We start from the raw sequence: 23,233 nt of genomic DNA on the forward strand, positions 1-23,233 counted from the left end.
GGCCGATCGCAGTTGCTCACAAGCCCGTTTGCAGAACAGAGGTTTAAACCGATGATCAGCCACTCCTTTCCGTGGGGTGAAGGGCGGCGGAACGCCATTCTCGATGGGGGTCTGGGGCCTGCGAAATGGCCCCAGCAGCAGATCTGGCTTTCGACCCCAATTGTGCGCCGCCTCCCTAACCCGGCGGCGGCGACGGTGGACTAAACGGCGATCCCCCCTCCTCCCTTGGCATATCCAGAAAAACGCGATCGCTCCCCTCCACCCCCGTCAAAATCTGCGTCTTCCCATCCTGGGTCAGCCCTACCGTCACCGGCCGAAAAACCGGATTGCCAGCGGCATCCGCCACCCGCACCCCCAGCTGGCCATTCTCAGTTGCGATCGCAACCGTCGGCACCAGCAGCGCATCCGCCACCGTCTCGCCCACAAACGTCGCCGCCACCGTCATCCCCGATCGCAGCCGATCCAGCCCCGTTTGCAGCTCCACCGCCACCTGAAACACCGTGACGTTATTCTCAATCAGCGCCTCCGGAGCAATCCGCTTTACTCGGCCTTGAAAAGTCTCCTGCGGAAAAGCATCGGCCACAATCTCCACCATTTGCCCCACCGCCACCTGGCCAATGCTCGCCTCCGACACCTCCACCTCCACCTCCAGCCCCGAAGACAGCGCCAAAATTGAGCTAGAGGTCGCCGAAGCCGTCGCTGAGGCGCTGGTCGTCGGCGTCACGATCGCTCCCAACGTTGCATAGGTCTGCGTCACCACCCCACCAAACGGAGCGCGAATCGTCGCCTCGCCCAGCTGAGTTTGAACAATCTCGACCTGGGCTTTCGCCGCCGCCACCGCTGCCGCCGCCGCCGCAATCTCCTCTGGGCGAGAGCCACTGGTGGTTTCGGCCAGCTGCTGCTGCACCTCGTTCAGACTCGCTGCCGCATTGCGGGCCTCGGTTTCATACTGATCGAGCTCGTTTTGAGAAATTGCCCCCTGGGCCGCCAGGTCACGAAAGCGATCGCGCTGGCTCACCGCCAACTCCACCTGCGCGTGGGCCGAGGCCACCTGCGCCTCAACCCGACGAATCGCTTCGGGCCGATTCCCCGCCACTGTACGATCGTATTCAGCTTCAGCCTGGGCCAGTTGGGCGCGACGCTGGGTCAGCTCGGCCTCCAAAGTGCCTACCTCCATACGAGCTAGCACCTGCCCAGCAGCTACTATGGCCCCCTGGTCTACATAGAGTGCCTCCAATCGTCCTGCGGTCTTAGGGCTGAGATTCACCGTAGTCACCGCGACGACGCTGCCCCGCCCCTCCACCCGCACCGTCAGCGCCGCTGTTTCGACGGGTTGAGTCAAGGCGTTGAGGTTACTGCTAGCCGCTGGGCGTTTAGGAGACGGTGGCAACAGCCCCACCCGAGGGCCGACGATCGGCACTAGCCCCAGCAAGCCCAGCACAGCGAGCAACCAGAACCACCGAGGCCAGCGTTTTGGCTTTGCCTCAGCATCTACAGGGTCGGCATCGGGCGATCGCTCCCCCGATAAAGGAGCCGTTGAAAAAGACTCTGCCATAGGTTCTCTATCTGCAACCGTAGTGAGGAAAGCTTCTCTTGGCCCCGGGGTTGAGGCCAAAAGAAGCAAGGAGTGATGTTCGGGAAGTGAAAAGTTGGAACACACAACCAACCCAGTTGGGTTAGCCCCATCCTACGGAGCTGACCTTGCCCCGCGCCTGAAGCAAAGCTCCCAAACCTTGTAGGGCAAATGTCGCTGTGATGGTGCCCCAAAGCTAGGAGATTTGTCCTACTAGAACTGGGCCGCAATGGGATGTCAGCCCCTAGTCACTGCCAATTGGCGGCTTGTACAGTTGAAGCAGCAACCCTTTTTGGACGCTAACTTTGGTGAAATCTGCGTTTCTGCTAGGGTCAAAGCCCGCCCCCTTGAGGGAATTGCCTAGAGCCGACCTAAGCCACCCCTCGCCGCTCCGACAGCTGCTCTACGTAGAGTGGGTGCTGCTCGGCATTGCCATCTGCCTAACCCTGCCCTCCTTTGTGGTGGACTTTGAAGCCGGTATAGCCTGGCTAGAGGTGTTGACCATTGCCCTGCTGGGCCTGATGGGCCTGTGGCGACCGCCGCAAAGGTCCCAAAAACTGCTCTACACCGCTATAGAGTTGGGCTTGCTGCTGCTGCTGGCAATGGCCACTAGCCATGTTCCCGCCATGATGCGCATTTTGCCGCTGCTGGGGTTAGTCGTGGTGGTGCGCAGCTGTCAGCGCTTTGGGCGGTGGGGGCAGGCTGCGGTGGTGGGCGTTATTTTTGTGCTGCATGGGGCGATCGCCATGATCTACGCCGGCACGTCTCTGCACGAAGACATCGGGCAGCGCATTATTCCACCCCCAGAACAACTGCACCTCCACATCTTTCAAACCAACGCCATGATTGTGTTTGGTTTGGTGCTGGTATTTGTGTCGCTGCTGGTCAATGCGCTGCTGTCGGTTTACCAAAGTCAGCAGAAGCTCGCGATCGCCCACGAGCAGCTACGCGCCTACGCCACGCGGGTCGAAAACCAGGCCACGCTGCAAGAGCGCAACCGCATTGCCCGCGAAATTCACGATTCCCTCGGTCATGCCCTGACAGCCCAAACCATTTTGCTAGAGAATGCCCTGCTGTACCTGCCCTCCCAGGCCGACCAAGCTAGAGGCTACCTCACCAGCGCCAAAGACTCGGCCTACCAAGCGCTGCGAGATGTGTCGAAGTCGGTTTCGGCCCTGCGCACCAGCCCGTTGCAGGGGCAATCGCTGACCACGGCGGTGCCCCTGCTAGTGGATGAATTGTGCCAATCGGCGGGCATGGGGGCCGACTGCTCCGTCGAACTGCCCGAGCCGCTGCCCGACGACATCAAGCTGGCTCTGTTTCGGATTGTGCAGGAGGCGATTACTAATGTGGTGAAGCACAGCCAGTCCACCGCCGTGCAGGTCAAGCTGGCAGCCAAAGCCAGCCGCGTTTACCTTCAGGTGCTCGATAACGGCCAGGGTTTTGACCCTAGCAAAAACACCACGGGCTTTGGCCTGCGAGGCATGCGCGAACGGGCGATCGCCCTTAGCGGCACCTGCCAAATTTGGAGCGCCCCCGGTGCGGGCTGTCGCATCAGCGTCATCTTGCCCTTGCCTGGGGCGATTGAACGTCCCGCATAGGGTTGGTGCAGTCCTGTCCCGACTGCACCCTACTCGATCCACCCCTCAATCATCTCATCCCCCTTAGCCTCCCCATCTCCCTCATCCCCTCACCCATGATCCGCCTCCTGCTTGTCGACGACCAAACCATCATTCGCCAGGGATTGGCCAACCTGCTAGAGGCTCAGCCCGATCTCACCGTGGTGGGCGACGCCGAAAACGGCCAGCAGGCGGTGGAGCAGGTCGCCGCTCTCTACGCCACCCCCCACCAGCCCGACGTGGTGCTGATGGATATCCGTATGCCTCAGGTAGATGGGGTCGCCGCCACCCGTCAGATCTGCGATGAGTTTCCGAAGGTAAAAATTTTGGTGCTCACCACCTTTGACGATGACGACTACGTGCAGCAGGCTATGCGCTATGGGGCTAAGGGCTACCTGCTAAAACAGACTCCCATTGAGCAACTGGCGATCGCCATTCGCGCTGTTCATCAGGGTTATACCCACATGGGGCCAGGGCTGTTTGAGAAAACCCAGTTCCCCGCTGCCGAACTGCCCGAGACCCTGATTCCGCCTGAGCTAGCGGCGCTGTCACCCCGTGAGCAGGAGGTGCTGAGGCTAATTAGCAACGGCCTCAGCAATCGTGAAATTGCTGCCGCTCTCTATATTGCTGAGCGCACGGTGAGGAACCACGTAACCAGCATTTTGAGCCAGCTGCGGCTGCGCGATCGCACCCAGGCCGCGCTCTATGCCAGTGGGTTTTGGCCCAGAGTGGGGAGGTAGGGAGTGGGTGGGTGGATGGGTAGGTGGGTAGATGGGTGGGGGCAAATGGCGTTTGCCCTTAGAGCATGGGGCATAGCCTAGCAGGACTCAGATTATTCGTACTTTTCGCCGCTGAGAATGAAGATCGGGTCTACTGCCGTAAATACCTGGTAGTTGCCCTTAGTCTCTAGCCGGTTGACGGCAGGTTGAGCGGCTTCAATGTTGCGCACCCTCAAATGGGCAAAGGTCTCAGACACCACGTAAAGGGTTTCCAGGTTGCCCGCCGTCACCACTACCCGCCCCAGCGATGGCAGGTAGTCCCAGGCAGCTAGCAGAATGTCTTTGAGGTTGCGCCCGCCTTCGACAAAAATGCAGTCGGGGTGGTGGGGCAGCTCGCTCAGACAGCCGGGGGCGCTGCCCTGAATCACCTGCACGTTGTTAAGGCCAAAGCGATCGCAGTTGCGCCGAATCAAATCGGCCACATCCTCGTCACGCTCGACCGCTACTACCTTGCCACCGGGGCACATCAGCGCCGCCTCAATGGCTAGAGTGCCGGTGCCTGCACCAATATCCCACAGCACATCCTTGGGCTTGAGCCGCAGGTAGCCCAGCAGCAGCAGCCGCACCTCCCGACTGCTGAGGGGAATGCCGGGCAACTGCTCGAACAGGTGATCGGGAATGCCGGGGGTGGCATAGGGCCAGAGTTTCGCCATAGAATTGCCGGGAATAGCGCTAGCTCTATTATGGCGGGGGGAAAGGAAGGGGCGATCGCGCAGACTCTAGAACGGAAGCCGAGTAGGTATTGTTAGAGGAGCGTGATCGGCATCAGACCGCGAAGTGTTTAGAACTTCGAGTAATTAGTTTGTGAGGCGTTTTAGCTTGTACTAAAGGTTCGGCTCTTCCTCAACGCGGCTCAGCCCCCATTGCGCTCCTCCAACCCTTTGGTTAGTTCATGAAAGCCTTCTACCACCACGAATTTGTTGTGCCAACTGAGGTTGTCGACGGCAACGGCCATGTCAACAACGTCGCCTACGTGCAGTGGATGCAAGATATCGCCATTGCCCACGCCACCAGCGTCGGCTGCACCGCCGAAACTCAAGCCCTAGGGGCTACCTGGGTAGCAAGATCGCACCAGATCACCTACCTGCGCCCAGCCTTTGGGGGCGATCGCCTGCGCCTTACCACCTGGATCACCACCCTGCGCAAAGCCCGCAGCACTCGTCAGTACAAATTTTCGCGCCTCAGCGACGACACCGTGCTGGCAACCGGCGCAACCGAGTGGGTCTTTGTCGATGCAGTTAGCCATCGCCCCCGCACCATTCCCGTCTCCGTGTCAGGCTGTTTTGAATTGGTAACCGCCGCAGAAGCTCTCTAAATCGCTTCAATGTATGACTACCGCAGCCGCTGTTTGAGCCAAAAATCGAGCAGCGGTAGCGCAATCCGGTAACCGAACTGGGGGCCGTAGATTAAGCCCTTTTGCTCCAGGCTGGTGAGTGCCCCCTGGAGGCCACCGCCCCTCGAGAGCTGGTGTTTCTTGATATAGGCGTTGGACTGAGGACTGTCGGTGGGGTCGAGGGCCAGACTTTCGAGCACGCGGGCTTGGGTAGAGGGCAGCAGCAGCAGCAGAGCTTCGAAGACAACCGCCATATCCTGGGCCAGACCCAGCATGGTGCTGTGCACCAGGGGCGCCTGAATTAGCTCTGGGGTTGGTGAGGCGATCGCATTGCAGCCCAACCACAAACGCTGGGCCAGGGTAATGGCATCCTTCATGTGACCCTGCACGTAGCTGAGAAATAGCTCCAGGGCCTGGCTTTCGGGGTCAAACTTGAGGCCCGCTGTGGCCATGGTGCTAATCACCCAGGGTTGCAGCTCGCGATCGCTCAGGGGGGTGAGCGCAATCACTGGCAGCTGGCTGGCGGTCATCCAGGGTTCGGCCACGGTGGCGATCAGGGCGTAGCTAACCCGGTTCTGCCGCTCAATCTCCTGGCGCAGGTGGCTTTCCCACTTGCCCTGACGATCCCACGAGCGAATGTGAGGGAAGTTGTGAAAGATGATTACCACCTGGCAGTTGAGCCATTCTGCCAGGTACTGCGGCAGCGACAGTAGGTCTTCAAACAAGGGCCACTCTTTGCCCAGGGTCTTGGGCCACACCAGTCGTGCTTCGGCTTCTAGGGTCTGATCGACGCTGAGGGGCTGATTCTGGCTCCACCGCTGAATCTGGGCAATTTCACTTGGTTCTGAGAAGGCGTCGACAATGCCATCGGCCAAAAACCGCAGAAATTGACCGGCATTGCGGCAGCGCAGCAGATCGATTTCTAGACAGCGCGAGCCCTCCTGATAGGCGGCGCTGCGAATTAGGGTGCGGCGGCCAATGCCCGGCACGCCGGTGACGACAAAATCGCTGTCTTGACGGAGCAGGGCGCAGACGCGCTCTAATTCGCTTTCTCGGCAAATCAGCGACTGCGGCACAAACGGATTGAACATTGAGGCGGAGCTGCACTATTTTTTAGTGCTATAAATATAGGCTAGATACTGGCGAATAGTAGCACTTGATTTTTGAGGTAAATTGCACCCGTGGCCCAAAGCACCATCCCCAGCAAAAGCGCGTCTGCTAACCTTTGGCATACCCTCACCCCGGAGCGGGCGATCGCGCTGTTAGAGAGCAGCCCCGAAGGGTTAAGCCCCAGCGAAGCCGAGCACCGACAGCAGGTCTATGGCCCCAACGAGCTTCAGGAGGGGGCCACCCGTAGCCCCTGGGAAATTTTGTGGGACCAGTTCAAAAACATCATGCTGCTGATGCTGATCGCGGTGGCGCTGGTGTCGCTGGTGCTCGATCTGCGCGAGGGGGGCTTTCCTAAAGATGCGATCGCAATCTTTGCCATTGTGCTGCTAAACGGCATTTTAGGCTACCTGCAAGAGAGCAAGGCCGAAAAAGCCCTGGCCGCCCTCAAAAACATGACCTCCCCCCGGGTGCGCACCATTCGCCAGGGCCAGGAGCAGGAAATCGACGCCAAAGCCCTGGTGCCAGGCGATGTGGTGCTGCTAGAGGCGGGGGTGCAGGTGCCCGCCGACGGCCGTCTGCTCAGCGCCGCCAATTTGCAGGTGCGCGAAGCCGCCCTAACTGGCGAAGCCGAAGCGGTAATCAAGCAGCCTGAGCTGCTGTTAGAGGACGAATCTGCCCTGGGCGATCGCCTCAACCTGGTCTACCAAGGCACCGAAGTTCTCCAAGGACGCGGTACCGTGCTGGTCACCCAAACGGGAATGACCACCGAGCTGGGCCGCATTGCCACCCTAATTCAGTCGGTGGAGTCAGAGCCCACGCCCCTCCAGCAGCGCATGGCCCAGCTGGGGAATGTGCTGGTGACCGGCTCCCTGGTGCTCGTAGCCCTAGTAGTAGTGGCGGGGCTGCTGCGCACCGGCGATCTCAGCCTGTTCGATGAGCTGCTAGAAGTCTCCCTCAGCATGGCCGTCGCCGTGGTACCGGAAGGTCTACCTGCCGTCATCACCGTCACCCTAGCCCTGGGCACCCAGCGCATGGTGAAACGCCACGCCCTGATTCGCAAACTGCCGGCGGTAGAAACTCTAGGCTCGGTCACCACCATCTGCTCCGACAAAACCGGCACCCTGACCCAAAACAAAATGGTGGTGCAGCAGGTTAAAACCGTAGAACACCAGTATGAGGTGACCGGCGAGGGTTATGCCCCCGTAGGCAACCTCTTGGAAAATGGGTCCGCTATCTCCCCTCAGTCTGACCCGTCCCTCCAGGCGTTGCTGATGGCTTGCGCCCTGTGCAACGATGCCAACCTCAGCCAGTCAGGCAGCATTTGGACCCTGCTGGGCGACCCCACCGAGGGAGCCCTGCTGGCCGTAGCGGGCAAAGGTGGCTTTGATCAAGAGAAGCTGAGTCAACAGAGCGATCGCATCGGCGAAGTGCCCTTCACCTCAGAGCGCAAGCGCATGAGCGTCTTCGTGCAGGCCCATGGCGATGCTGCTTGGCCTCTGGCCCCCCAGGTGATGTTCACTAAAGGCTCCGCCGAGCTGGTGCTAGAGCGCTGTAGCACTAGCCAGGGCGAGGGGCAGCCCGTGCCGCTCACTGAGGCTCAGCGACAGGCTATTTTGGCCCACAACGACGCCATGGCCTCCAGTGGCCTGCGGGTGCTGGGCTTTGCCATGAAGCCTACGAACGTAGCCAACCCTAACGGCAACCTAGAGCCCGAGGAGCAGAACCTGATCTGGCTGGGTCTAGTGGGCATGCTAGATGCCCCACGCCCCGAAGTGCGCGACGCCGTAATCGACTGTCGGCGAGCCGGCATTCGCCCAGTGATGATCACAGGTGATCACCCACTGACCGCTAAGGCGATCGCCGAAACCCTTGGCATTGCCCAACCCGGCGACACTATCCTGACTGGGCGCGAGCTGAGCCACCTTTCCTCAGAGGAACTAGAGCAAACTGTTCCCCACGTCAGCGTCTACGCTCGCGTAGCCCCAGAGCACAAGCTGCGCATCGTGCAAGCGCTGCAAAAACAGGGCGAATTTGTCGCCATGACGGGCGACGGCGTCAACGACGCTCCCGCCCTTAAGCAGGCTGATATTGGCATTGCCATGGGCATCACCGGCACCGACGTCAGCAAAGAAGCCAGCGACATGGTGCTACTCGACGACAACTTTGCCACCATTGTGGCGGCCACCGAAGAGGGCCGAGTCGTCTACGACAACATTCGCCGCTTCATCAAATACATTCTGGGCAGCAACATTGGCGAGGTGCTCACCATCGCTGCCGCCCCGATTATGGGCTTGGGTGGCGTGCCCCTTTCGCCCCTGCAAATTCTGTGGATGAACCTAGTGACCGATGGTGTGCCCGCCCTGGCTCTGGCTATGGAACCTGCCGAACCCGACGTGATGGAGCGTCCGCCCCACAATCCGCGCGAGAGCATCTTTGCTCGCGGCCTGGGTTCCTACATGGTGCGGGTGGGTATCGTGCTGGCGGTGCTGACGATTGGCCTGATGGGCTGGGCTTACCGCTATACCAATGCCCCCGGCTATCCCGGTCATCCCGACACCTGGAAGACGATGGTATTCACAACCCTCTGCCTAGCCCAGATGGGCCATGCCCTGGCGGCTCGCTCAGACACACGCTTAACAGCTCAGCTCAATCCTTTGTCGAATCCTTACATATGGGGTGCGGTTTTACTCACCACCGGCCTGCAAGTGTTGTTACTGTACGTTCCAGTCCTGGCGCAATTTTTCGGCCTTCATCCCCTGTCAGCCTCAGAACTGACCATTTGCTTCGGCTTTAGCGCTCTCATGTTTGCCTGGCTAGAGCTCGAAAAACTGGTCATTCAACTGTCGCTACGGCGCAAGCAGCCGGGTCTGCCCAATGGGTCTAAACATGTGCTTTAATCCCACCCAACTTCCTCACCCCTATGGATTCTGACTCTCCTCAACACAGCTTTTCCCAGGAAATCAAAGTCCTGCTAGAGCGCGTCGCCGAGCAGCCGCTAACTATCTCCCACGTGCTCAATGAAACCGCCGAGCGGGGCTTTTGCCTGGTGATTGGGCTACTGGTGCTGCCGTTCTTGTTCCCCATGCCACCGGGGTTTACCACCATTCTGGGGTCGGCCTGTCTGCTGCTGTCGTTGCAGATGGCGGTGGGACGACGATCGCCCTGGCTACCCCGACGAGTCGCTCAGTTTCAGTTCCCGTCGGTGCTGGCCAAAACGGTGCTCAGCAACCTCAAACGGGTAACGCGAGTCACCGAGCGGTTTGTGCGGCCTCGTCTACCAAGGTTTGCCAACCGATCCACCATCTGGCGCATCAACGGGTTATGTATTAGCTGGCTGACGCTGCTGCTGATGAGTCCAATTCCCTTTACCAATCCCATCCCTACGGTTGGCATTTTGATCTTTGTGGTGGCCACCCTCGAAGCCGATGGCGTAGTAATGATTTTGGGCTATGTAGCCACAGGATTGATTACCAGTACCTTTGGCTTGGTGGGTTATCTGCTGTGGCGATCGCCCGAACTACTCCAAAATTGGTTTCAACGCTAGAGCCGATTCTATTCCCTGCTCTCCCGTAGCGGCATTCAAACTCCAGGAGACCTTCTCCAAACTAGCGGTGGCTTTGACTTCGCTATCCACCAGCAGCCATAGACCTTAAAAAAAGCCCTTTGTTTACCAAAGGGCTTTTTTGTAATTTGTAAGCTAAAAAGCAGTTTAAATCAGCTTCAGCTCTGGGTATTGAGAAATTAGCTCATCGCTGCTGAGGGTTTCCCCTGACTGCTGTGGCGTCCAAAGAACTTCCACCGCTAGCAGGTTTTCGCCGGAGACTGCACCAATCTGGCTCAGGGCCTGGCGCAGGTCGGCCGAGGAGTAAATATCAGGCAGGTCAAGCTTGCCCTGGGTGGCCACAACTACCGTGGCAAGAATATATTCGCCGGGAGCCTGGTCAGTGTCGCCCGTTAGCAGAGCCTGGGGCTCAGCCTGGGTAAGCTGGTTGTTGACGTTGGACAGGGTTTCGGCACTGAACCGGCTGCGGGCCGAGAGGGTATAGCGGTTAAACTCTTGCTCAGCGCTCAGCAGACGGGTTTGCTTGTCTTCGCTGGCGGCGTAGGCCCAGTAGTCGGGATGGCGCAGCAGAGCCAGGGTAGTTTCTTGCAGCAGTTTGGCCAGACCCTGAGAGGTACCGGTGTCTGCCGTGGTTGCTAAGCGGTTGAGGTCGTCTTGCAGAGCGCGAGCGTCGGCCAACAGCCCTACCTGGAGCTTAGCAATAGACACCGGTGGGTTGCTGCTAGCAGGAGCGGCATAGTCGTAGTCGTCACCAGCGGTTGCGCCCCTGAGACCGCGCACCACTACATTGGCGATGGCAATAAAGATCAGCAGGGTAAACAACCCGCCAAAACCACCCCCAATGCCAATAAAGGGGAATAAAAACGGAAAGCCAAAGCCACCGCCGGGATAGTAGCCGCCACCGCCACCGGGGGCATAGGTGCGAGGGGCCGGACTCATGCGAGGAGCCGGAGCCCGGAAGCTACCGCCTCCTATACGGCCACCCGCAGCGGCCCAGGCACCCTGAGCGGTGCCGAACACCAACACTACGGCCAGGACCATGGCCATCAGAGGCTTCAAAAACGGCTTAAGGCGTTGAAAAAGTTGTTTAACCATCGCGTAAAACCGGAGTGCTAACGTGGATTGCTTTATGTCTTTAATGTAACGCGAAGTGTTGCTGCTGCTTGGCCAACTAACGGCGGAAACCCGTACCTAATGGCCCTAACCGCCCCCGACAATGGTGACAATCTCTAGCCTGTCATCAGGACGCAGGTAGGTAGTTTCCCACAACTGACGATGAAGAATTTCGCCGTTGTACTCTACTGCCACCAGGCGAGGATTCAGACCTAATAATTCTAGAAAATTGGGCAGCAGCGTACCAGGAGCGCAGGGCTGAGATTCGCCGTTGACGAGAAGATGAAAGTTGTCGGTGGTGGGGTCGTTCATGGGGAAAGTCGGGTATAGGGTGTAGGGGTTCAAGGTTTGGGGTTGAGGGATGTATGGCAACCTTAGACCCTATACCTTGCACCCCAAATCCCATTGTTTGCGACAGTTAATCAACTTGATAGCGGCTCAACCAGTGGGGGTAGCGACGGTGTGAAAGGTTCGACGGTGGTTGGTTTGAGCAGCAAAGTATTGGGCGATCAGGGTGGGATTTTCGGCTTCGAGCAGCGCCCGCACGACGGCGACTCGCTCAGCTCCAGCCTGCAACACTTCGCTCAGATTTTCGGTGTTGATGCCGCCGATCGCATACCAGGGCACGGTGGCGTGCTCGGCAGCGTAGCGTACGTAGTCAAGGCCAGCGGCTGCTTTGCCGGGTTTGGTAGGGGTGGCATAGACCGGGCCAACGCCGATGTAGTCAGCGCCCTCTGCGATCGCCCGCTGCATTTCGTCGGGGTTGGTGGTTGAGCGGCCAATGATGCACTGACTGCCCAGCAGTTGGCGGGCGGTGACGGTGGGCAGGTCGGTTTGGCCCAAGTGGACGCCGTCGGCCTCCACGGCCAGGGCAAGATCGACGCGATCGTTGATTAAAAATAGCGCTCCATAGCGGTGGCACAGATCCTTCAGCTTTTGAGCTAGATCTAGGCGCAGGTGGTCGTCTGCATCTTTGTCGCGGTACTGCACCAGGGCAATGCCTCCCTGCAGTGCAGCTTCAACAATGGGCAGCAGGCGATCATTTGGCGATGTCACCAGGTAAGTCAAGCCCTGGCGCAGCCGCTGCAGCCGATGACTACCCAAAATTTCGCTTTCTAAAGCGTAAATCTTGTAGCGCATGACCTTAGACCCTGCCGCTAGATCATCACGGTAGAGCTTGCCGTATTCTTCGAGGGCTCGCAGGGCCTCTTGCACCCGACAAAAGTTGGCTTGAAGCACCGCTGTCACACTGGTGCGCTCCGCCTCCTGGGGGTGGGTGAGGGCAGTACCGGGGTCACCGGGCGTATCGCGGCACAGGCGTAGCTCAGGGGTATGCCACTGGGCCAGGGTTTGCCGCAGGTGCTTAATCTGCTCGGTTTGAGCTGAGTTATTCAGCCCGAAGCGGCACCACTCTTCGATAACGCGTAGCCCTTCGCGGGCGCGATCGAGGTTGGCATCGAGAATTCGGTAAACGGCAGCATCGGCACGAGTGGGCAGCACTGGCAGCCCGGTTAACTCCGGCATGGAAACACTGTGGGGCAAAGAACCTCCACATCCTACCAGGCAAGGGCCAGGCAGAGATTAGGCAAGGGTGCTACTGCTTAGGCTGCAAAATGTCGTGAATGCCTTCTACCGCCGGGTCAGAACGCCAGACATCAAAAGCCTTCCAGGCCACGAAGCCAAAGGCCAGCAGCGCCAAAATAGTCACTAGCGCTGAGAAAAACCGAGTAAGCGGAGTACCAGTATCGAGGCGCATAACCACTCCCTGAAAAACAATGAAGAGCAGAAAGAGGTAGAGTATCGGTGCAATATCCTGCCATAGCAGGATCCCTATACCTACTTATATACCCTGCAGATTGTATTTTCATAACGCCTGCTTAGAAGAAGGCTTAGCCAAAGGAGGTTTAGCCCGGCAGCTATGATTTTTCGGCAGGAGAAACGCGCTTTTTGAGCGAGTCGAAGCGGCGGCGGGCAGTGGAATTCTTGGGCTCAAGCGCCAGTGCGGCTTCGTACATCTCCAGAGCCTGGGTGGTGAGCTGCTTGCGCTCGTAGCTGTGGCCTAGGTTGTTGAGGGCGGTGACGTACTCAGGCGAAATTTTGAGCGCTTCTTTGTAATTGCGAATGGCCAGGTCGTACTGGTCTTGGGCAAAGTAGGAGTAGCCCAGGGCGTTATAAACCACGGCGGCGTTTTCGGCTTCGTCGTTACCCAGTTGCTTGATAGCCTGCTGGAGGTAGAGGGCAGCCTGGGTGTAGAGCTTTTTGTCGAGCAGTAGACTGCCCAACTCGTAATACTCCTGAGCGGTGCCCTTTTCTTTGGTTAACCGTGACTGAAGTCGCCCCAAAGTGCTTTCGATGCGGCGGGTCTTGAGCACCTGGCGCACCACAAAAAAGGCGGCAACGCTCAGCAACGCCAGCAGAATACCCAGATAAATAAGGAGCAGGTTGCTGTTTTCCATGCGGTCTTTGTCTGCACTTGAGAACTACCTTATCTTGCCATGGCTAGGGCAACCCCCAAAAGGTGGTCCGTTCTTCTAGCCAACCGCTTTGATGCCAATCGATGACGGTCTGATTGACCAGGCTACGCAACTCATTGTACTGAGTGCCCTTAGGCAGAGCGATCGCCAGGGGTTCAGCCGACAGCAGGCTGGGCACTAAATAATAGTCGCTGTGGGCCTGCTGCCACCCGCTCAGCACCGTCACATCGCCAGCAAAGCCGTCAATTTGGCCTGTGCTGAGGCGATCAAAGGCATCTTGATAGCTATTTAGAGGGGTGAGGATGGCCAGTGGCAGCAGATAGCGAAGTACCGCTACGGTACTTGCCCCTTGCAGCACCCCTAGCCGCTGGCGCTGGAGATCACTCAGGCTCTGCAACTGGGGATCGCGTACCAGCACGGCGGTGCCATCGAGGTAGTAGGGTGGGCTAAAGCTCACCAGCCGCTGGCGACCCGAGGTCAAGGTGAGGCCAGCGATCGCCATATCAGCTCGATCTTCCAGCACCGCCGGCAGTCGCTCGCTGTTGGGCACGACTACAAACTCAACCGCCGCGGGGTCAGCAAAGATAGCTGTCGCCAGTCCGTGGGCTATGTCAACCTCTAAGCCGACTAGGTCGCCTTCGCGATCGCGAAAACTCAGGGGTCGCCAGCCATCTCGCACCGCCACTACCAAGTGGCCACGGGCGTGAATGGTGTCAAGATCCGCAGCAAAAACTGGGAGCACAGCTAGCTGCGCCCCCAGTGCTAAACCAAACCCAAGCCAGTTCCATGTCATGGCGCGGCCGTGCCTAAACTACGACTGCTCCTACTGTCTGGGCCAATCCTTAAGATTGATTGGCAACTTCAACTACCTTGGCAAACCCATCGGGGTCAAGCACGGCCATTTGGGCCAGCATTTTGCGGTTGATGTCGATATTGGCTTTCTTGAGCTGGCCAATCAGCTGGCTGTAGCTCAGACCATGCATGCGAGAAGCCGCGTTGATGCGGGTGATCCACAAGCGGCGAAAATCGCGCTTCCGGTTGCGGCGATCGCGATAGGCGTATCGCAGCGCCTTCATCACCTGTTGGTTGGCTGTGCGAAACAGTTTAGAGTGCGACCCTCTAAACCCTTTTGCCAGCTTGAGAATTTTGTTGCGGCGCTTGCGTGCTACGTTGCCGCGCTTGACACGTGCCATGACTGTTTAACCCTTGGAACTATTAATGACTACTAGCAGACTCAAAGCCCTTACCTAGAGGTAGGGCAACATTAGCTCCACGTTGGGAGCGTCTTCTTCTGACACTAAGGCAATCTTGGACAGGCGAGAACGACGCTCAGCATTTTTGTGCTGCAACATGTGATTCTTGAACGCCTTGCGACGCATGATTTTGCCGCTGCCACTGCGACGAAAGCGCTTAGCGGCAGCTTTGCGAGACTTAAGCTTGGGCATGGTTACCACAATTTCGACACAGTCTTTGACTATACCATGAGTGGCCCGCTATGGAAGCACGAAATTCAGCCATAGCGCTGCAGCGCGAAGCCACCCTTAGAGTGTCCGCTAGATAGCTGAGATCGGGGCCAAGCCAGAAATTTTCACCAAAGGGTTGTCAAGGTTGCACACTTATCGTTATTATTAGCTTCGCGGCTTCGCGATTAATCCTCAGTAGCTCAGTGGTAGAGCGGTCGGCTGTTAACCGATTGGTCGTAGGTTCGAATCCTACCTGGGGAGTTTCTAAACTAATAGTTGGTACAAGCAGTGGTTTTTCTGCGTCAGTAGATCTCTAGGGATCTGACGAGCAGTACCTAAGTTTGCTCTAGAACCTAAAGAAAAGCTTAAGCTCGGCGAGCTGTAATCCGGTTTACTTAGGAAAATTTAAGGGTTCTGCTTATAATTTATCGAGGAATTGTATTATTCCGACACGGCTCTTTACGTTGTGATGCTAGGCTACTCAAAGCTTTGTGGCTTGCCTCTAGCTGAGTGAGTGTTGTTTTAGGGTTTCAGGTCTAGTTGGTAATGCCTCGTATTCTTGTCATTGATGATGATCCCGCGATCGCGGAGCTTGTTTCCGTCAATTTGGAAATGGCAGGCTACGACGTCAACCAGGCTGGAGATGGTATCAAGGGTCAGGCTCTAGCTGTGCAGCTGCTGCCAGATTTGATCATGCTCGACCTGATGCTGCCTAAGGTGGATGGGCTAACCGTGTGCCAGCGCCTCCGCCGCGATCGCCGCACCGCCGAAATTCCTGTGCTAATGCTCACGGCCCTATCGCAGACCCAGGATAAGGTCGATGGTTTTAACGCTGGGGCCGACGACTATCTCACCAAACCCTTTGAGCTAGATGAAATGCTCGCTCGGGTACGCGCTCTGCTGCGCCGCACCGATCGCATTCCCCAGGCGGCTAAACACAGCGAAATTCTCAACTACGGCCCTCTCACCCTAATTCCTGAGCGCTACGAAGCGATTTGGTTTGACGGCACCGTCAAGCTCACCCATCTGGAGTTTGAGCTATTGCACTGCCTGCTTCAGCGCCACGGTCAGACGGTATCTCCTAGCCAAATTTTGCAAGAGGTGTGGGGCTACGAGCCCAACGACGATATCGAAACTATTCGAGTTCACGTACGGCACCTGCGCACTAAGCTAGAGCCTGATCCTCGGCATCCTAAATTTATCAAGACCGTCTACGGAGCCGGCTACTGCTTAGAGTTGCCTGCTGTCACTGTAGAGTAGGGCCAGCCTAAGGGATACAGGACGCCCGGTCTCTGTTTAATGCTTGTCTACTACTCCAGGCTCCAACTGAGGTGTAAAAGGCTTGTATATAAGTAGAGGCCAAAAAACAGAGGGTTCCAGCAACCCTCTACTTTTTATATCAATCTGAGAGTAATCCCAATCCTGGTTGCCCGCTTTAGTCTGACAGGGCAAACAATGTTGACCCCTACGGTGGCCTTTTTTACTGGCGTTAAGCCTCAGTCGGCAGAAAACTGAATGGTGCCGCTGTCAAAGGCTAGGTCTACGAAAAGATTGCCGTCTTGGAAAAAGTAGGTGCCAGAGTTCCCCAGAGCCTGCACAAATTCGTTGCCAATTGACCCCTCGGGGCAGGCGGCTCTGGTGGTTGCAATGGACGAGACTTGAAGGGTGCGATCGTCGGTGGTTGTGAAATCGGCCCGACCTCGGTTACAGTCGGCTCGCACCAGCAGAGTGCCATCGTCTAAAAACTCAGCAGTGTAGTGATCGGGCTGATCGGCGACCAGCAGCTTGCCATCGCTGAACTGAATTTGCTGCAGCTTCCATAGAGTGCCAACCAGGGCTGGGGTAGGGGTACTCGAAAACTGCATCGTTCCGCTGTCAAACTTTAGCTCAATAAATAGATCGTCGTTTTGGAAAAAGAAAGAGTTAGCGTTGTTCATCGCCTGCAAAAACTGAGAGCTGATGCTTGCCTCTGGACAAGCGGCTAGGGTAGTTGGCCCCATAGAAACCGTAATTCGTCCGTCGGCGAATTCCGTAAATTGACCGATCGCCCGATTGCAGTCGGCTTTGACAAACACCTGTCCGTCTTCAGCAAACTCCGCCGTGTAGTTTTGCGGCGGATCTGCTGTTAGCAGTGTGCCATCGTTCATCTGAATTTGCTGGAGTTCCCAGATGCTGCCCGTGAGGGGTGGCACACCAGGACCAGAGGATGGAGTTACACAGGCCGTGGCTCCCCAGAAGACTGCAGAGGCTGCCGCTAATACCGCAGCAGAGCGAGATGAAATCATAAAATCACCCAACGTTTTTAATGAGTCGATCAGGAGCAATAAAGCCATACAGCCGTGGCTGACGACGAAATTTTGCTCAGCCAACATGGTCAGCTCACCAGGATTTATGGCCCAGATAATCGTGCAGCCCTAGTTTTGAATAAACTCAGCTTGGCTTGAAACATCTAGTTGATGCCTAATTTTAAGCGGGCTACAAGCACCCTAATAATTGCAACATCCTCTAAAAAACGTCAACTCTTAGATTGCAAAATCCATAATTTTTAATGTTATTCAATCTCCAAAACAGTAGATTTAGAAACATAGCATCCTATAAATTTCATATTTTTATTTCTACTCAATTCCCTGTAAAGTCGCTTCTTTCCAAGATCTATCAATGTTGTTTTGTGGCTTGACTAAATTCACCAGTTAAATTAATCACTTATACATTGAAACTTTGGTTGCTGTGTTGGATGTTTAATAGTCTTCTCAAAAAAGAGCCCGCCCGTTTAAACAGGCGGGCTCTTTTTGGTAGGCAACCGCAAGGACTAATGTGTTGGACAGCCAGTGAGGTCTTTTCCCTGAACTCTTCACGGGTGCATTAACCCCTAATGGCTGCTAAGGGAAGGCTTTTGCTGCCCAGCCTAACTCCAGGCTGGGCAACAGAGTCAGGGCTCTTAGCGCTTGCCCAGCCACTTGGCGGCGATCGCTCCCACAGCCGCACCCACCATCGGATTGCTCAAAAACTTGAGAATAGTGGGTTGGTCAGCCAGCACTTCCTGAAAGACATCGGGGTGGTTGTGGTAAGCGAAAGCGGCCAGCTTAGAGACGTCATCTTCATTCATGCGGCCGGTGTGGTGGGTCGATAGCCCCAGCTGTCTCTCTAGATCTCGATCGTGGAGACCACGCTCTTTGAGATGCTTGAATAGATCGCGAGCAACATCGTCTCGTTGCTGGGGCTTGATTTGAGCGATCGCTTTGCGCAGCTCAGGCTCCATTTCGCTGGTGGGGATGCGATCGGGGTGAAACCCGCGCCCAAATAATTCCCGGCGCTCGTTACGAGACGAACGATTGGCGAAATCGTCAAAGTTGGCATACTCTTTCTCGGGCTGGGTAGCTTTGGCATCGATGCCTTCAACATTGCCACCAGCCAAGTCATTCATGATTTCACGTTTGTAATCTTTGCTGCTACTCATAGCGTAACTCTCCAAATTTTTGTTTTTTGATTCCAATCTGACCGGTCTCTACAGCGTTTCAGAGCTGAAAAAAACCGCTACTCTCAAAGCTCCCCTTCCTCAAGCAACTTATGAACGTTGCAGTGATTAGCACTTTCGAGACTGATATCTCGGTTTAGGCGAGCCATTAGGGAGCGTCGTCACCTATTGGTATTCGACCTGCCGAGTCGTATCGTCATATTTGGCGGTTAAAATTAGCTCTTTGTCAGGTGCATAGACCAAGACGCTCAGATCCCGATTGGGAAACTTTTTGTGGAACCCCTGCACCAGCGACTGGGCCAAGGTTTTTACCTCCCGGGGCTGCACATCTGGTGAGATCACAACGCCGAGTTTGTTGTTGTCACGTACAAAAGCATCGCTGACCAATCCTTTTGCAGTCTGCATGACCCATCGCCCGTAGCTTTCGCCACTAGCGGTGTCACCCCGTTCGAGCTGGGTATAGGCACTGGTAGGCGATAGCCTAGGGGCGGTGCTGGTTTGAGTAGCGCTACCACAGGCGCTGGTGGTGAGCAAGATTACTCCCAAACACAGGGCGATTACGCCAAGACGGATAGACTTTAAGAAATTCACGGGTTTTTCCTCAATAACGACAGCATGTTTAGCAGTGCTAGCCATGGGCGCGGCCAAACGGCCCTCCCAACTCAGCTGCTAACTTTCGAACGTTTTAGGGCTCCAAGGGGTTGGAGGCATGGGGTAGTCCAGCGGCCTGGGGCACCTCCCCTCCTCGACGAGAATCGTCGTAAGGGTAAGCTTCATCCATGGGATGATCGACTCGGTTGTAGGGATTGCCTCGCCCCTGGACAACGTCAGCGGTTCCATTGAATGTGGCGTTGGGAGAACCACTTCTGGCGTAAGATGCATCGGCTGGAGTCTCGTAAACTCCCCAATCTTCAATGCCCGCCGCCCTGAGGGTGCGTTCTGCCCGAGCGATTTCAGGCTCAGTATCCTTGAGCATAACGAGGTATTCGCCTCGGGCTATGCGATCGCGGTATTGCTTGGCCCGGTGCTCAGGAATGCCCAAACCAACCAGGGCACCTGCCACACCACCGGCTGCTGCTCCAGCGGCCCCGCCGATCAGCGTAGACACCACTGCGGCAGCTTCTCCCGCCAGTACGGCAGGGCCAACGCCAGGAATAACTAATGTGCCAAGGCCCACCAGTAGACCGGTGACTCCTCCCAACACGCCACCTGTCACCGCGCCGACGGTGCCAGCTTTGTCGGCGTGGTTGCCAGCCTCGTCGGTGACTTTAACCCCTGCGATCGCGCTTTGTCGCTCGGAGTCTTTAGCAATCACCGACACGTGACTCAGGCTTCGCCATGAGTCACTAAGGGCTTGTAGAGCCGATGCTGTTTTAGGACGGTTGGAGAAAATACCTACCGCTCGTCTGTGTTGTGAAGCCATGTCGTGCTTCCTCCTTGTTGTGCGAAGCCAGCAGCTATTGCAAAGCTGACGATCGCTGCTTTGGTTAATATCCTAAAGGTTGCGCTCGGTTAGCCTTATCGCTCATTGGAGGGATCAAAAATTGTAGAAAGGAGGAGATCCTATAGTGGGTACCGTTCACAAGCGTTGCCCTTTAGGGGGTTAGGTCAAGTTAGCGATCGCTAGCAGCCTGCATCTTCTCAGCCACCTAAACTACTGAAGTCGATTGATGAATGTTCTTAGAGCATCGATTGACTTCTCAACACTTTGTGGTCAAATACCCTGTGGGCTAGGGGATGTAGAGTTTAGTCGGCCTGATAGAGATAAGGCGGAATCATTTAAGGTGTTCCGCTATTTCGATTGGTATTAGTCCTTGTGGTAGAACGTCGTTTAGATTAAATCACTCATTGAGTAGAGGGTAGTGCCTAGAGCTGCCGCTAGACTGAAACCTGAGTAATTTGACTACTGAGGTTAATCCTATGACTGATAAACAGCACAAGTCTTACGCCGAAAAGAACGAAGAGCGCATCACAGAATTTGTTGATAACATCAACGAAAAAGGGGAAAAGAAGCGGGAAGAGAAGAAGAAGGAAGCTGAGGCTGAAGTTTCTGAGTAGCAATAACGACGTAGTTAACAACAACCCGCTATAGTTAAAGTGCCGCTAGATGGATTAAATTGATCCAGCGGCACTTTTTGTGATAATGCTAATTTTGACGAGTGCTATAGCAGCGGCGATCGCTGCTGCAAAACAAAAATTTTAGGCAAGAGAATGGGAACGCCTGCGCTCCTTCGCGAGAACTGCCGCTACTTAGAAGCTCGTGAGGTCATTAATTCGTTGGGCTAGGGTTAATTTGATGATTTCAGCAGCGCCTTTAACTGCAAATAAGCCTGCTCTGGTGTGAGGGGCTCGTGATGCTCATCGGGAATATAAAATTGCCGCGTGTCGGCAAAGTGACGCACGACAAAGCTGTGGATTAACCCCTGCTGTAAAGCTTGGTTGCCAAGGTCTTCTGCTGCGTCTGCCAAGCTTTGTTCATCATGAAAGGTGGGTGGGTTAGTAGTCATAATTTATTCCTAAGTAGGACGTAGAGATTTTGGGTTTGAGTGCAGTCAATTTGAGATTTAATTAGCTTCATCGCTCTAGCTATCCTCTGGGCTAGCCGCATGGACAAGGTCAGCGTGGTCTGCATTGGCTGGGCGAACCGTGATTAGGTCAGCTGTCGGGTGCTGGACAGAATCTATCTGGTCGAGAACGACGGGTTTGCCCTGCCGAATCGATTCATGCAGGGCACAGATGATGCGGATGTCGTTAAGCCCTTCTATCCCCGATGGTTCCGGGTCTTTGTTCTGCATAACGCAGTTAGAGAAATAGGTAAACTCAGCTGCTAGCTGACTATGGGGGCCAAAGGTCTGCTGGGAGGATTCGTTATTGATGGTTAGGTGGTGAGTGATTTCTGTATCCCACGCATAGGCTGGTTCTAGCCGTAGATCGCCATTGGTGCCGATGACGTGGTAAGTCGAAACCGGACTGGCCCCAAAACTGACGGTGAAATTTGCCAGTTGCTGATCGGGAAAGCGGAGTATGACACTGATCATTTCATCGACTTCACGAAACCGCTCTTCGCCGTTATTGGCGGCTGTAGCAAACACCTCAACGGGTTCAGCTTGAAACAGATACCGGGCGGCGTTAATGCAGTAGATGCCGATGTCTTCTAAAGCACCGCCACCAGTGGCCTTCTGGAGCCGAATATTGTTTCCCTTAACTTGTTGCGAAAAGACGGAGTTGAAAATGCGAGGTTGCCCAATTTGCCCTGATTGGACAATTTCAACCGCCTGCATATTGGCTGGGTCAAGGTGGAGGCGGTAGGCAATCATTAGCTTGACGCCGTTATTTTGGCATGCCTGAATCATGCGCTCACCTTCGGCTACGGTTGTGGCCATCGGTTTTTCGCACAGCACGTGAATACCGTGATTTGCCGCCCGCACGGTGTACTCACAGTGCAGATGGTCGGGCAACGCAATATAGACGGCATCTACCGCTCCACTTCTGAGGCAGTCTTCGTATTCTTCATAGCTGTAGGTATATTGAATTCCGTAGTTCTGGCTAAGCTCTTGCAGCTTGGTGGGGTCATCAGAAACTAAGGCCACGACTTCGGAGTTTTCAGAACTGGGGAAGGAGGGCAAGGCTGCGGTCTGGGCAAACCAGCCAAGCCCTACTACGGCGTAGCGTATGCGATTCTCTGGGGAGGATTGAATCTCTTCAGAGACAGCGCGATCGCTAAGTGAATTTTGAGACGCAGTCATGGTGGGAGCTCCAAGAAGACTGACACGATCGCAGCTGCTCTCCACAGCAGTGCAATCCGTAGGGATCGATGCCCTTAGGCTAAACACTAGAGCTGAGTTTGGCCTCTGACAAGTGAGGCAGATTGACCATGGCTATAGCTCTGCCTTTAGTTAGAAAGAAATCAACATATTGCCTTGGAAGCGACTGAGATTGACGCTTAAAAAGCTTAGGTGGAGATTTAAGGTAACGAGTTGTATCAAACTAGCTAGATAGCGGTAGTTGAGCGATCGCCAAAGGTTTTAAAGAACCACTCTCGAACCAGAAAAAATACTGTATCTGCGGGCTGATGAGGATTATTGGCAAAAGGCGAAGGATGGAACTAGGCACACACGTAACGCCCTGCATCCGGTTGGCTAGGAGACCCTAATGGCAGCACAACTTACCCATAGAGGCATTGGTTTTTTCGCTCAGGAAGACCAGGCAGAGCAAGCGGCTAAGGCTCTAGAATCGACTGGCTTTGCCATGAATCAGGTATCAATTTTAGCCAAACAGCTAAAAAAAGATGTGGTAGCAGGGGGGGCAACCACGGGCCACCGGGTTAAAGGCCAGGATATTAATGCCTCTCAACGCTGGTCAGAGGACGCTTTGACGGGTGCCCTCTGGGGCGGATTGTTGGGTGGGTTGAGCAGCCTAGCGATACCAGGCGCTGGAACTGTGATTGCTGTCGGTGCCCTTGGAACGGCTTTTCTAACTGTTGCGGCTGGGCAAGGGGCAGGGGCTGTTGCAACCATGAATTTAAAGGAGGGATTAAAGTCTTTAGGCCTTCCTGAAGATCAGATTGGAACTGCTTGCGATCGCCTCCTTGGCGAAGATTTTATGGTGGTAATAGATGGCACCCAGGACGAAATCAACCAGGTCGAGCCACTCCTGATAAAACACAATATTCAAGCCTGGGGCATCTACCCTAAGCCTCAGTCCTAAACCGAAGAGTTGTCTTAAGGTTACT

The 23,233-nt window shown here is 55.7% G+C and carries 26 protein-coding genes and 1 tRNA gene; 10 read left to right on the plus strand and 17 right to left on the minus strand.

All coding sequences use genetic code 11. The features are described from left to right. Positions 1-51: 51 nt before the first annotated feature. Positions 52-204, plus strand: coding sequence for a hypothetical protein (locus H6F75_RS14485; RefSeq protein ID WP_190753177.1), 153 nt, complete (start codon positions 52-54; stop codon positions 202-204). Here H6F75_RS14485 and H6F75_RS14490 read toward each other — a convergent pair. Further along, positions 176-1,555: an efflux RND transporter periplasmic adaptor subunit gene (locus H6F75_RS14490; RefSeq protein ID WP_190753178.1), complete on the minus strand. Its 1,380-nt coding sequence runs from the start codon at positions 1,553-1,555 to the stop codon at positions 176-178. The two genes, H6F75_RS14485 and H6F75_RS14490, sit on opposite strands and share 29 nt — an antisense overlap. 326 nt (positions 1,556-1,881) lie before the next feature. Here H6F75_RS14490 and H6F75_RS28820 point away from each other — a divergent pair, with 326 nt between their 5' ends. Together H6F75_RS28820 and H6F75_RS14500 are read left to right on the plus strand one after the other, a co-directional pair. Further along, positions 1,882-3,174 (plus strand): sensor histidine kinase, encoded by a 1,293-nt coding sequence (locus H6F75_RS28820; protein ID WP_199303938.1) that lies wholly within the window; start codon positions 1,882-1,884, stop codon positions 3,172-3,174. Positions 3,175-3,269: 95 nt separating this feature from the next. Then, positions 3,270-3,932: a response regulator transcription factor gene (locus tag H6F75_RS14500; RefSeq protein ID WP_190753179.1), complete on the plus strand. Its 663-nt coding sequence runs from the start codon at positions 3,270-3,272 to the stop codon at positions 3,930-3,932. 92 nt (positions 3,933-4,024) lie between these two features. Here H6F75_RS14500 and cbiT read toward each other — a convergent pair whose 3' ends face one another. Then, positions 4,025-4,624: a precorrin-6Y C5,15-methyltransferase subunit CbiT gene (gene cbiT, locus H6F75_RS14505; protein WP_190753180.1), complete on the minus strand. Its 600-nt coding sequence runs from the start codon at positions 4,622-4,624 to the stop codon at positions 4,025-4,027. A 239-nt stretch (positions 4,625-4,863) separates the two neighbouring features. Here cbiT and H6F75_RS14510 point away from each other — a divergent pair, with 239 nt between their 5' ends. After that, a complete protein-coding gene (locus H6F75_RS14510) occupies positions 4,864-5,286 on the plus strand; it encodes a thioesterase family protein (protein WP_190753181.1) in 423 nt (140 codons plus the stop codon). 17 nt (positions 5,287-5,303) lie between these two features. On the opposite strand, the gene H6F75_RS14515 is transcribed toward H6F75_RS14510, so the two are convergent. Beyond that, on the minus strand, positions 5,304-6,395 hold the full coding sequence (locus H6F75_RS14515) for an ATP-binding protein (RefSeq protein ID WP_190753182.1): 1,092 nt from the start codon (positions 6,393-6,395) through the stop codon (positions 5,304-5,306). A 90-nt stretch (positions 6,396-6,485) separates the two neighbouring features. On the opposite strand from H6F75_RS14515, the gene H6F75_RS14520 reads away from it, so the two are divergent. Then, on the plus strand, positions 6,486-9,311 hold the full coding sequence (locus tag H6F75_RS14520) for an HAD-IC family P-type ATPase (RefSeq protein ID WP_190753183.1): 2,826 nt from the start codon (positions 6,486-6,488) through the stop codon (positions 9,309-9,311). A 23-nt stretch (positions 9,312-9,334) separates the two neighbouring features. Next, a complete protein-coding gene (locus tag H6F75_RS14525; RefSeq protein ID WP_190753184.1) occupies positions 9,335-9,958 on the plus strand; it encodes an exopolysaccharide biosynthesis protein in 624 nt (207 codons plus the stop codon). Positions 9,959-10,123: 165 nt separating this feature from the next. Here the strand turns inward: H6F75_RS14525 and H6F75_RS14530 are convergent, their stop codons facing one another. From H6F75_RS14530 to rpmI, 8 genes are all read right to left on the minus strand, one after another. Next, positions 10,124-11,071, minus strand: a complete 948-nt coding sequence (locus H6F75_RS14530; RefSeq protein WP_190753185.1) for a DUF1517 domain-containing protein — start codon at positions 11,069-11,071, stop codon at positions 10,124-10,126. Between the two features lie 105 nt (positions 11,072-11,176). Next, on the minus strand, positions 11,177-11,401 hold the full coding sequence (gene thiS, locus H6F75_RS14535) for a sulfur carrier protein ThiS (RefSeq protein WP_190753186.1): 225 nt from the start codon (positions 11,399-11,401) through the stop codon (positions 11,177-11,179). A 126-nt stretch (positions 11,402-11,527) separates the two neighbouring features. Next, positions 11,528-12,613, minus strand: a complete 1,086-nt coding sequence (locus tag H6F75_RS14540; protein ID WP_190753187.1) for a thiamine phosphate synthase — start codon at positions 12,611-12,613, stop codon at positions 11,528-11,530. 70 nt (positions 12,614-12,683) lie between these two features. After that, positions 12,684-12,845 (minus strand): hypothetical protein, encoded by a 162-nt coding sequence (locus tag H6F75_RS14545; protein WP_190753188.1) that lies wholly within the window; start codon positions 12,843-12,845, stop codon positions 12,684-12,686. A 160-nt stretch (positions 12,846-13,005) separates the two neighbouring features. Then, the gene (locus H6F75_RS14550; RefSeq protein WP_190753189.1) at positions 13,006-13,545 is read right to left on the minus strand and encodes a tetratricopeptide repeat protein; all 540 of its coding nucleotides are present in this window, start codon (positions 13,543-13,545) and stop codon (positions 13,006-13,008) included. Positions 13,546-13,588: 43 nt separating this feature from the next. Beyond that, positions 13,589-14,356: a transporter substrate-binding domain-containing protein gene (locus tag H6F75_RS14555; protein WP_190753190.1), complete on the minus strand. Its 768-nt coding sequence runs from the start codon at positions 14,354-14,356 to the stop codon at positions 13,589-13,591. A 49-nt stretch (positions 14,357-14,405) separates the two neighbouring features. Then, entirely contained in the window at positions 14,406-14,756 is a 351-nt protein-coding gene (rplT, locus tag H6F75_RS14560; protein WP_190524018.1) for a 50S ribosomal protein L20, read from the minus strand. Between the two features lie 54 nt (positions 14,757-14,810). Further along, on the minus strand, positions 14,811-15,008 hold the full coding sequence (rpmI, locus tag H6F75_RS14565; protein ID WP_073609358.1) for a 50S ribosomal protein L35: 198 nt from the start codon (positions 15,006-15,008) through the stop codon (positions 14,811-14,813). Between the two features lie 207 nt (positions 15,009-15,215). Between rpmI and H6F75_RS14570 the strand changes: the two genes are divergently transcribed. Together H6F75_RS14570 and H6F75_RS14575 are read left to right on the plus strand one after the other, a co-directional pair. Then, positions 15,216-15,287: transfer RNA gene (locus H6F75_RS14570), tRNA-Asn, on the plus strand. 285 nt (positions 15,288-15,572) lie between these two features. Beyond that, on the plus strand, positions 15,573-16,286 hold the full coding sequence (locus tag H6F75_RS14575; protein WP_190524014.1) for a response regulator transcription factor: 714 nt from the start codon (positions 15,573-15,575) through the stop codon (positions 16,284-16,286). 236 nt (positions 16,287-16,522) lie between these two features. Here the strand turns inward: H6F75_RS14575 and H6F75_RS14580 are convergent, their stop codons facing one another. The 4 genes from H6F75_RS14580 to H6F75_RS14595 all read right to left on the minus strand — a co-directional run bounded on the left by H6F75_RS14580 (position 16,523) and on the right by H6F75_RS14595 (position 19,924). Next, positions 16,523-17,311 (minus strand): META domain-containing protein, encoded by a 789-nt coding sequence (locus H6F75_RS14580; protein ID WP_190753191.1) that lies wholly within the window; start codon positions 17,309-17,311, stop codon positions 16,523-16,525. A 653-nt stretch (positions 17,312-17,964) separates the two neighbouring features. Continuing rightward, complete coding sequence (locus H6F75_RS14585) at positions 17,965-18,483, minus strand: hypothetical protein (RefSeq protein WP_190753192.1); 519 nt, start codon at positions 18,481-18,483, stop codon at positions 17,965-17,967. 183 nt (positions 18,484-18,666) lie between these two features. Continuing rightward, a complete protein-coding gene (locus H6F75_RS14590) occupies positions 18,667-19,092 on the minus strand; it encodes a hypothetical protein (protein WP_190753193.1) in 426 nt (141 codons plus the stop codon). A 94-nt stretch (positions 19,093-19,186) separates the two neighbouring features. After that, a complete protein-coding gene (locus H6F75_RS14595) occupies positions 19,187-19,924 on the minus strand; it encodes a hypothetical protein (protein WP_190753194.1) in 738 nt (245 codons plus the stop codon). A 497-nt stretch (positions 19,925-20,421) separates the two neighbouring features. Between H6F75_RS14595 and H6F75_RS14600 the strand changes: the two genes are divergently transcribed. Continuing rightward, on the plus strand, positions 20,422-20,559 hold the full coding sequence (locus H6F75_RS14600) for a hypothetical protein (protein ID WP_190753195.1): 138 nt from the start codon (positions 20,422-20,424) through the stop codon (positions 20,557-20,559). Between the two features lie 230 nt (positions 20,560-20,789). Here the strand turns inward: H6F75_RS14600 and H6F75_RS14605 are convergent, their stop codons facing one another. Together H6F75_RS14605 and H6F75_RS14610 are read right to left on the minus strand one after the other, a co-directional pair. Beyond that, positions 20,790-21,008 (minus strand): hypothetical protein, encoded by a 219-nt coding sequence (locus H6F75_RS14605; protein WP_190753196.1) that lies wholly within the window; start codon positions 21,006-21,008, stop codon positions 20,790-20,792. Positions 21,009-21,083: 75 nt separating this feature from the next. After that, on the minus strand, positions 21,084-22,247 hold the full coding sequence (locus tag H6F75_RS14610) for a Gfo/Idh/MocA family oxidoreductase (protein ID WP_190753197.1): 1,164 nt from the start codon (positions 22,245-22,247) through the stop codon (positions 21,084-21,086). A gap of 406 nt (positions 22,248-22,653) precedes the next feature. On the opposite strand from H6F75_RS14610, the gene H6F75_RS14615 reads away from it, so the two are divergent. Continuing rightward, positions 22,654-23,208 carry a hypothetical protein gene (locus tag H6F75_RS14615; protein ID WP_190753198.1) on the plus strand — a complete coding sequence of 185 codons (555 nt, stop codon included), beginning with the start codon at positions 22,654-22,656 and terminating at the stop codon, positions 23,206-23,208. Positions 23,209-23,233 lie beyond the last annotated feature (25 nt).

It is taken from the genome of Nodosilinea sp. FACHB-131 (assembly GCF_014695395.1).
Lineage (GTDB): Bacteria > Cyanobacteriota > Cyanobacteriia > Phormidesmidales > Phormidesmidaceae > Nodosilinea.

What these genes read in the sequence shown, in the direction of transcription:
- H6F75_RS14485 (WP_190753177.1), top strand. Translation starts at nt 52, where the DNA reads ATGATCAGCCACTCCTTTCCGTGGGGTGAAGGGCGGCGGAACGCCATT.
- H6F75_RS14490 (WP_190753178.1), bottom strand. Translation starts at nt 1,555, where the DNA reads ATGGCAGAGTCTTTTTCAACGGCTCCTTTATCGGGGGAGCGATCGCCC.
- H6F75_RS14500 (WP_190753179.1), top strand. Translation starts at nt 3,270, where the DNA reads ATGATCCGCCTCCTGCTTGTCGACGACCAAACCATCATTCGCCAGGGA.
- cbiT (WP_190753180.1), bottom strand. Translation starts at nt 4,624, where the DNA reads ATGGCGAAACTCTGGCCCTATGCCACCCCCGGCATTCCCGATCACCTG.
- H6F75_RS14510 (WP_190753181.1), top strand. Translation starts at nt 4,864, where the DNA reads ATGAAAGCCTTCTACCACCACGAATTTGTTGTGCCAACTGAGGTTGTC.
- H6F75_RS14515 (WP_190753182.1), bottom strand. Translation starts at nt 6,395, where the DNA reads ATGTTCAATCCGTTTGTGCCGCAGTCGCTGATTTGCCGAGAAAGCGAA.
- H6F75_RS14525 (WP_190753184.1), top strand. Translation starts at nt 9,335, where the DNA reads ATGGATTCTGACTCTCCTCAACACAGCTTTTCCCAGGAAATCAAAGTC.
- H6F75_RS14530 (WP_190753185.1), bottom strand. Translation starts at nt 11,071, where the DNA reads ATGGTTAAACAACTTTTTCAACGCCTTAAGCCGTTTTTGAAGCCTCTG.
- thiS (WP_190753186.1), bottom strand. Translation starts at nt 11,401, where the DNA reads ATGAACGACCCCACCACCGACAACTTTCATCTTCTCGTCAACGGCGAA.
- H6F75_RS14540 (WP_190753187.1), bottom strand. Translation starts at nt 12,613, where the DNA reads ATGCCGGAGTTAACCGGGCTGCCAGTGCTGCCCACTCGTGCCGATGCT.
- H6F75_RS14545 (WP_190753188.1), bottom strand. Translation starts at nt 12,845, where the DNA reads ATGCGCCTCGATACTGGTACTCCGCTTACTCGGTTTTTCTCAGCGCTA.
- H6F75_RS14550 (WP_190753189.1), bottom strand. Translation starts at nt 13,545, where the DNA reads ATGGAAAACAGCAACCTGCTCCTTATTTATCTGGGTATTCTGCTGGCG.
- H6F75_RS14555 (WP_190753190.1), bottom strand. Translation starts at nt 14,356, where the DNA reads ATGACATGGAACTGGCTTGGGTTTGGTTTAGCACTGGGGGCGCAGCTA.
- rplT (WP_190524018.1), bottom strand. Translation starts at nt 14,756, where the DNA reads ATGGCACGTGTCAAGCGCGGCAACGTAGCACGCAAGCGCCGCAACAAA.
- rpmI (WP_073609358.1), bottom strand. Translation starts at nt 15,008, where the DNA reads ATGCCCAAGCTTAAGTCTCGCAAAGCTGCCGCTAAGCGCTTTCGTCGC.
- H6F75_RS14575 (WP_190524014.1), top strand. Translation starts at nt 15,573, where the DNA reads ATGCCTCGTATTCTTGTCATTGATGATGATCCCGCGATCGCGGAGCTT.
- H6F75_RS14580 (WP_190753191.1), bottom strand. Translation starts at nt 17,311, where the DNA reads ATGATTTCATCTCGCTCTGCTGCGGTATTAGCGGCAGCCTCTGCAGTC.
- H6F75_RS14585 (WP_190753192.1), bottom strand. Translation starts at nt 18,483, where the DNA reads ATGAGTAGCAGCAAAGATTACAAACGTGAAATCATGAATGACTTGGCT.
- H6F75_RS14595 (WP_190753194.1), bottom strand. Translation starts at nt 19,924, where the DNA reads ATGGCTTCACAACACAGACGAGCGGTAGGTATTTTCTCCAACCGTCCT.
- H6F75_RS14600 (WP_190753195.1), top strand. Translation starts at nt 20,422, where the DNA reads ATGACTGATAAACAGCACAAGTCTTACGCCGAAAAGAACGAAGAGCGC.
- H6F75_RS14605 (WP_190753196.1), bottom strand. Translation starts at nt 21,008, where the DNA reads ATGACTACTAACCCACCCACCTTTCATGATGAACAAAGCTTGGCAGAC.
- H6F75_RS14610 (WP_190753197.1), bottom strand. Translation starts at nt 22,247, where the DNA reads ATGACTGCGTCTCAAAATTCACTTAGCGATCGCGCTGTCTCTGAAGAG.
- H6F75_RS14615 (WP_190753198.1), top strand. Translation starts at nt 22,654, where the DNA reads ATGGCAGCACAACTTACCCATAGAGGCATTGGTTTTTTCGCTCAGGAA.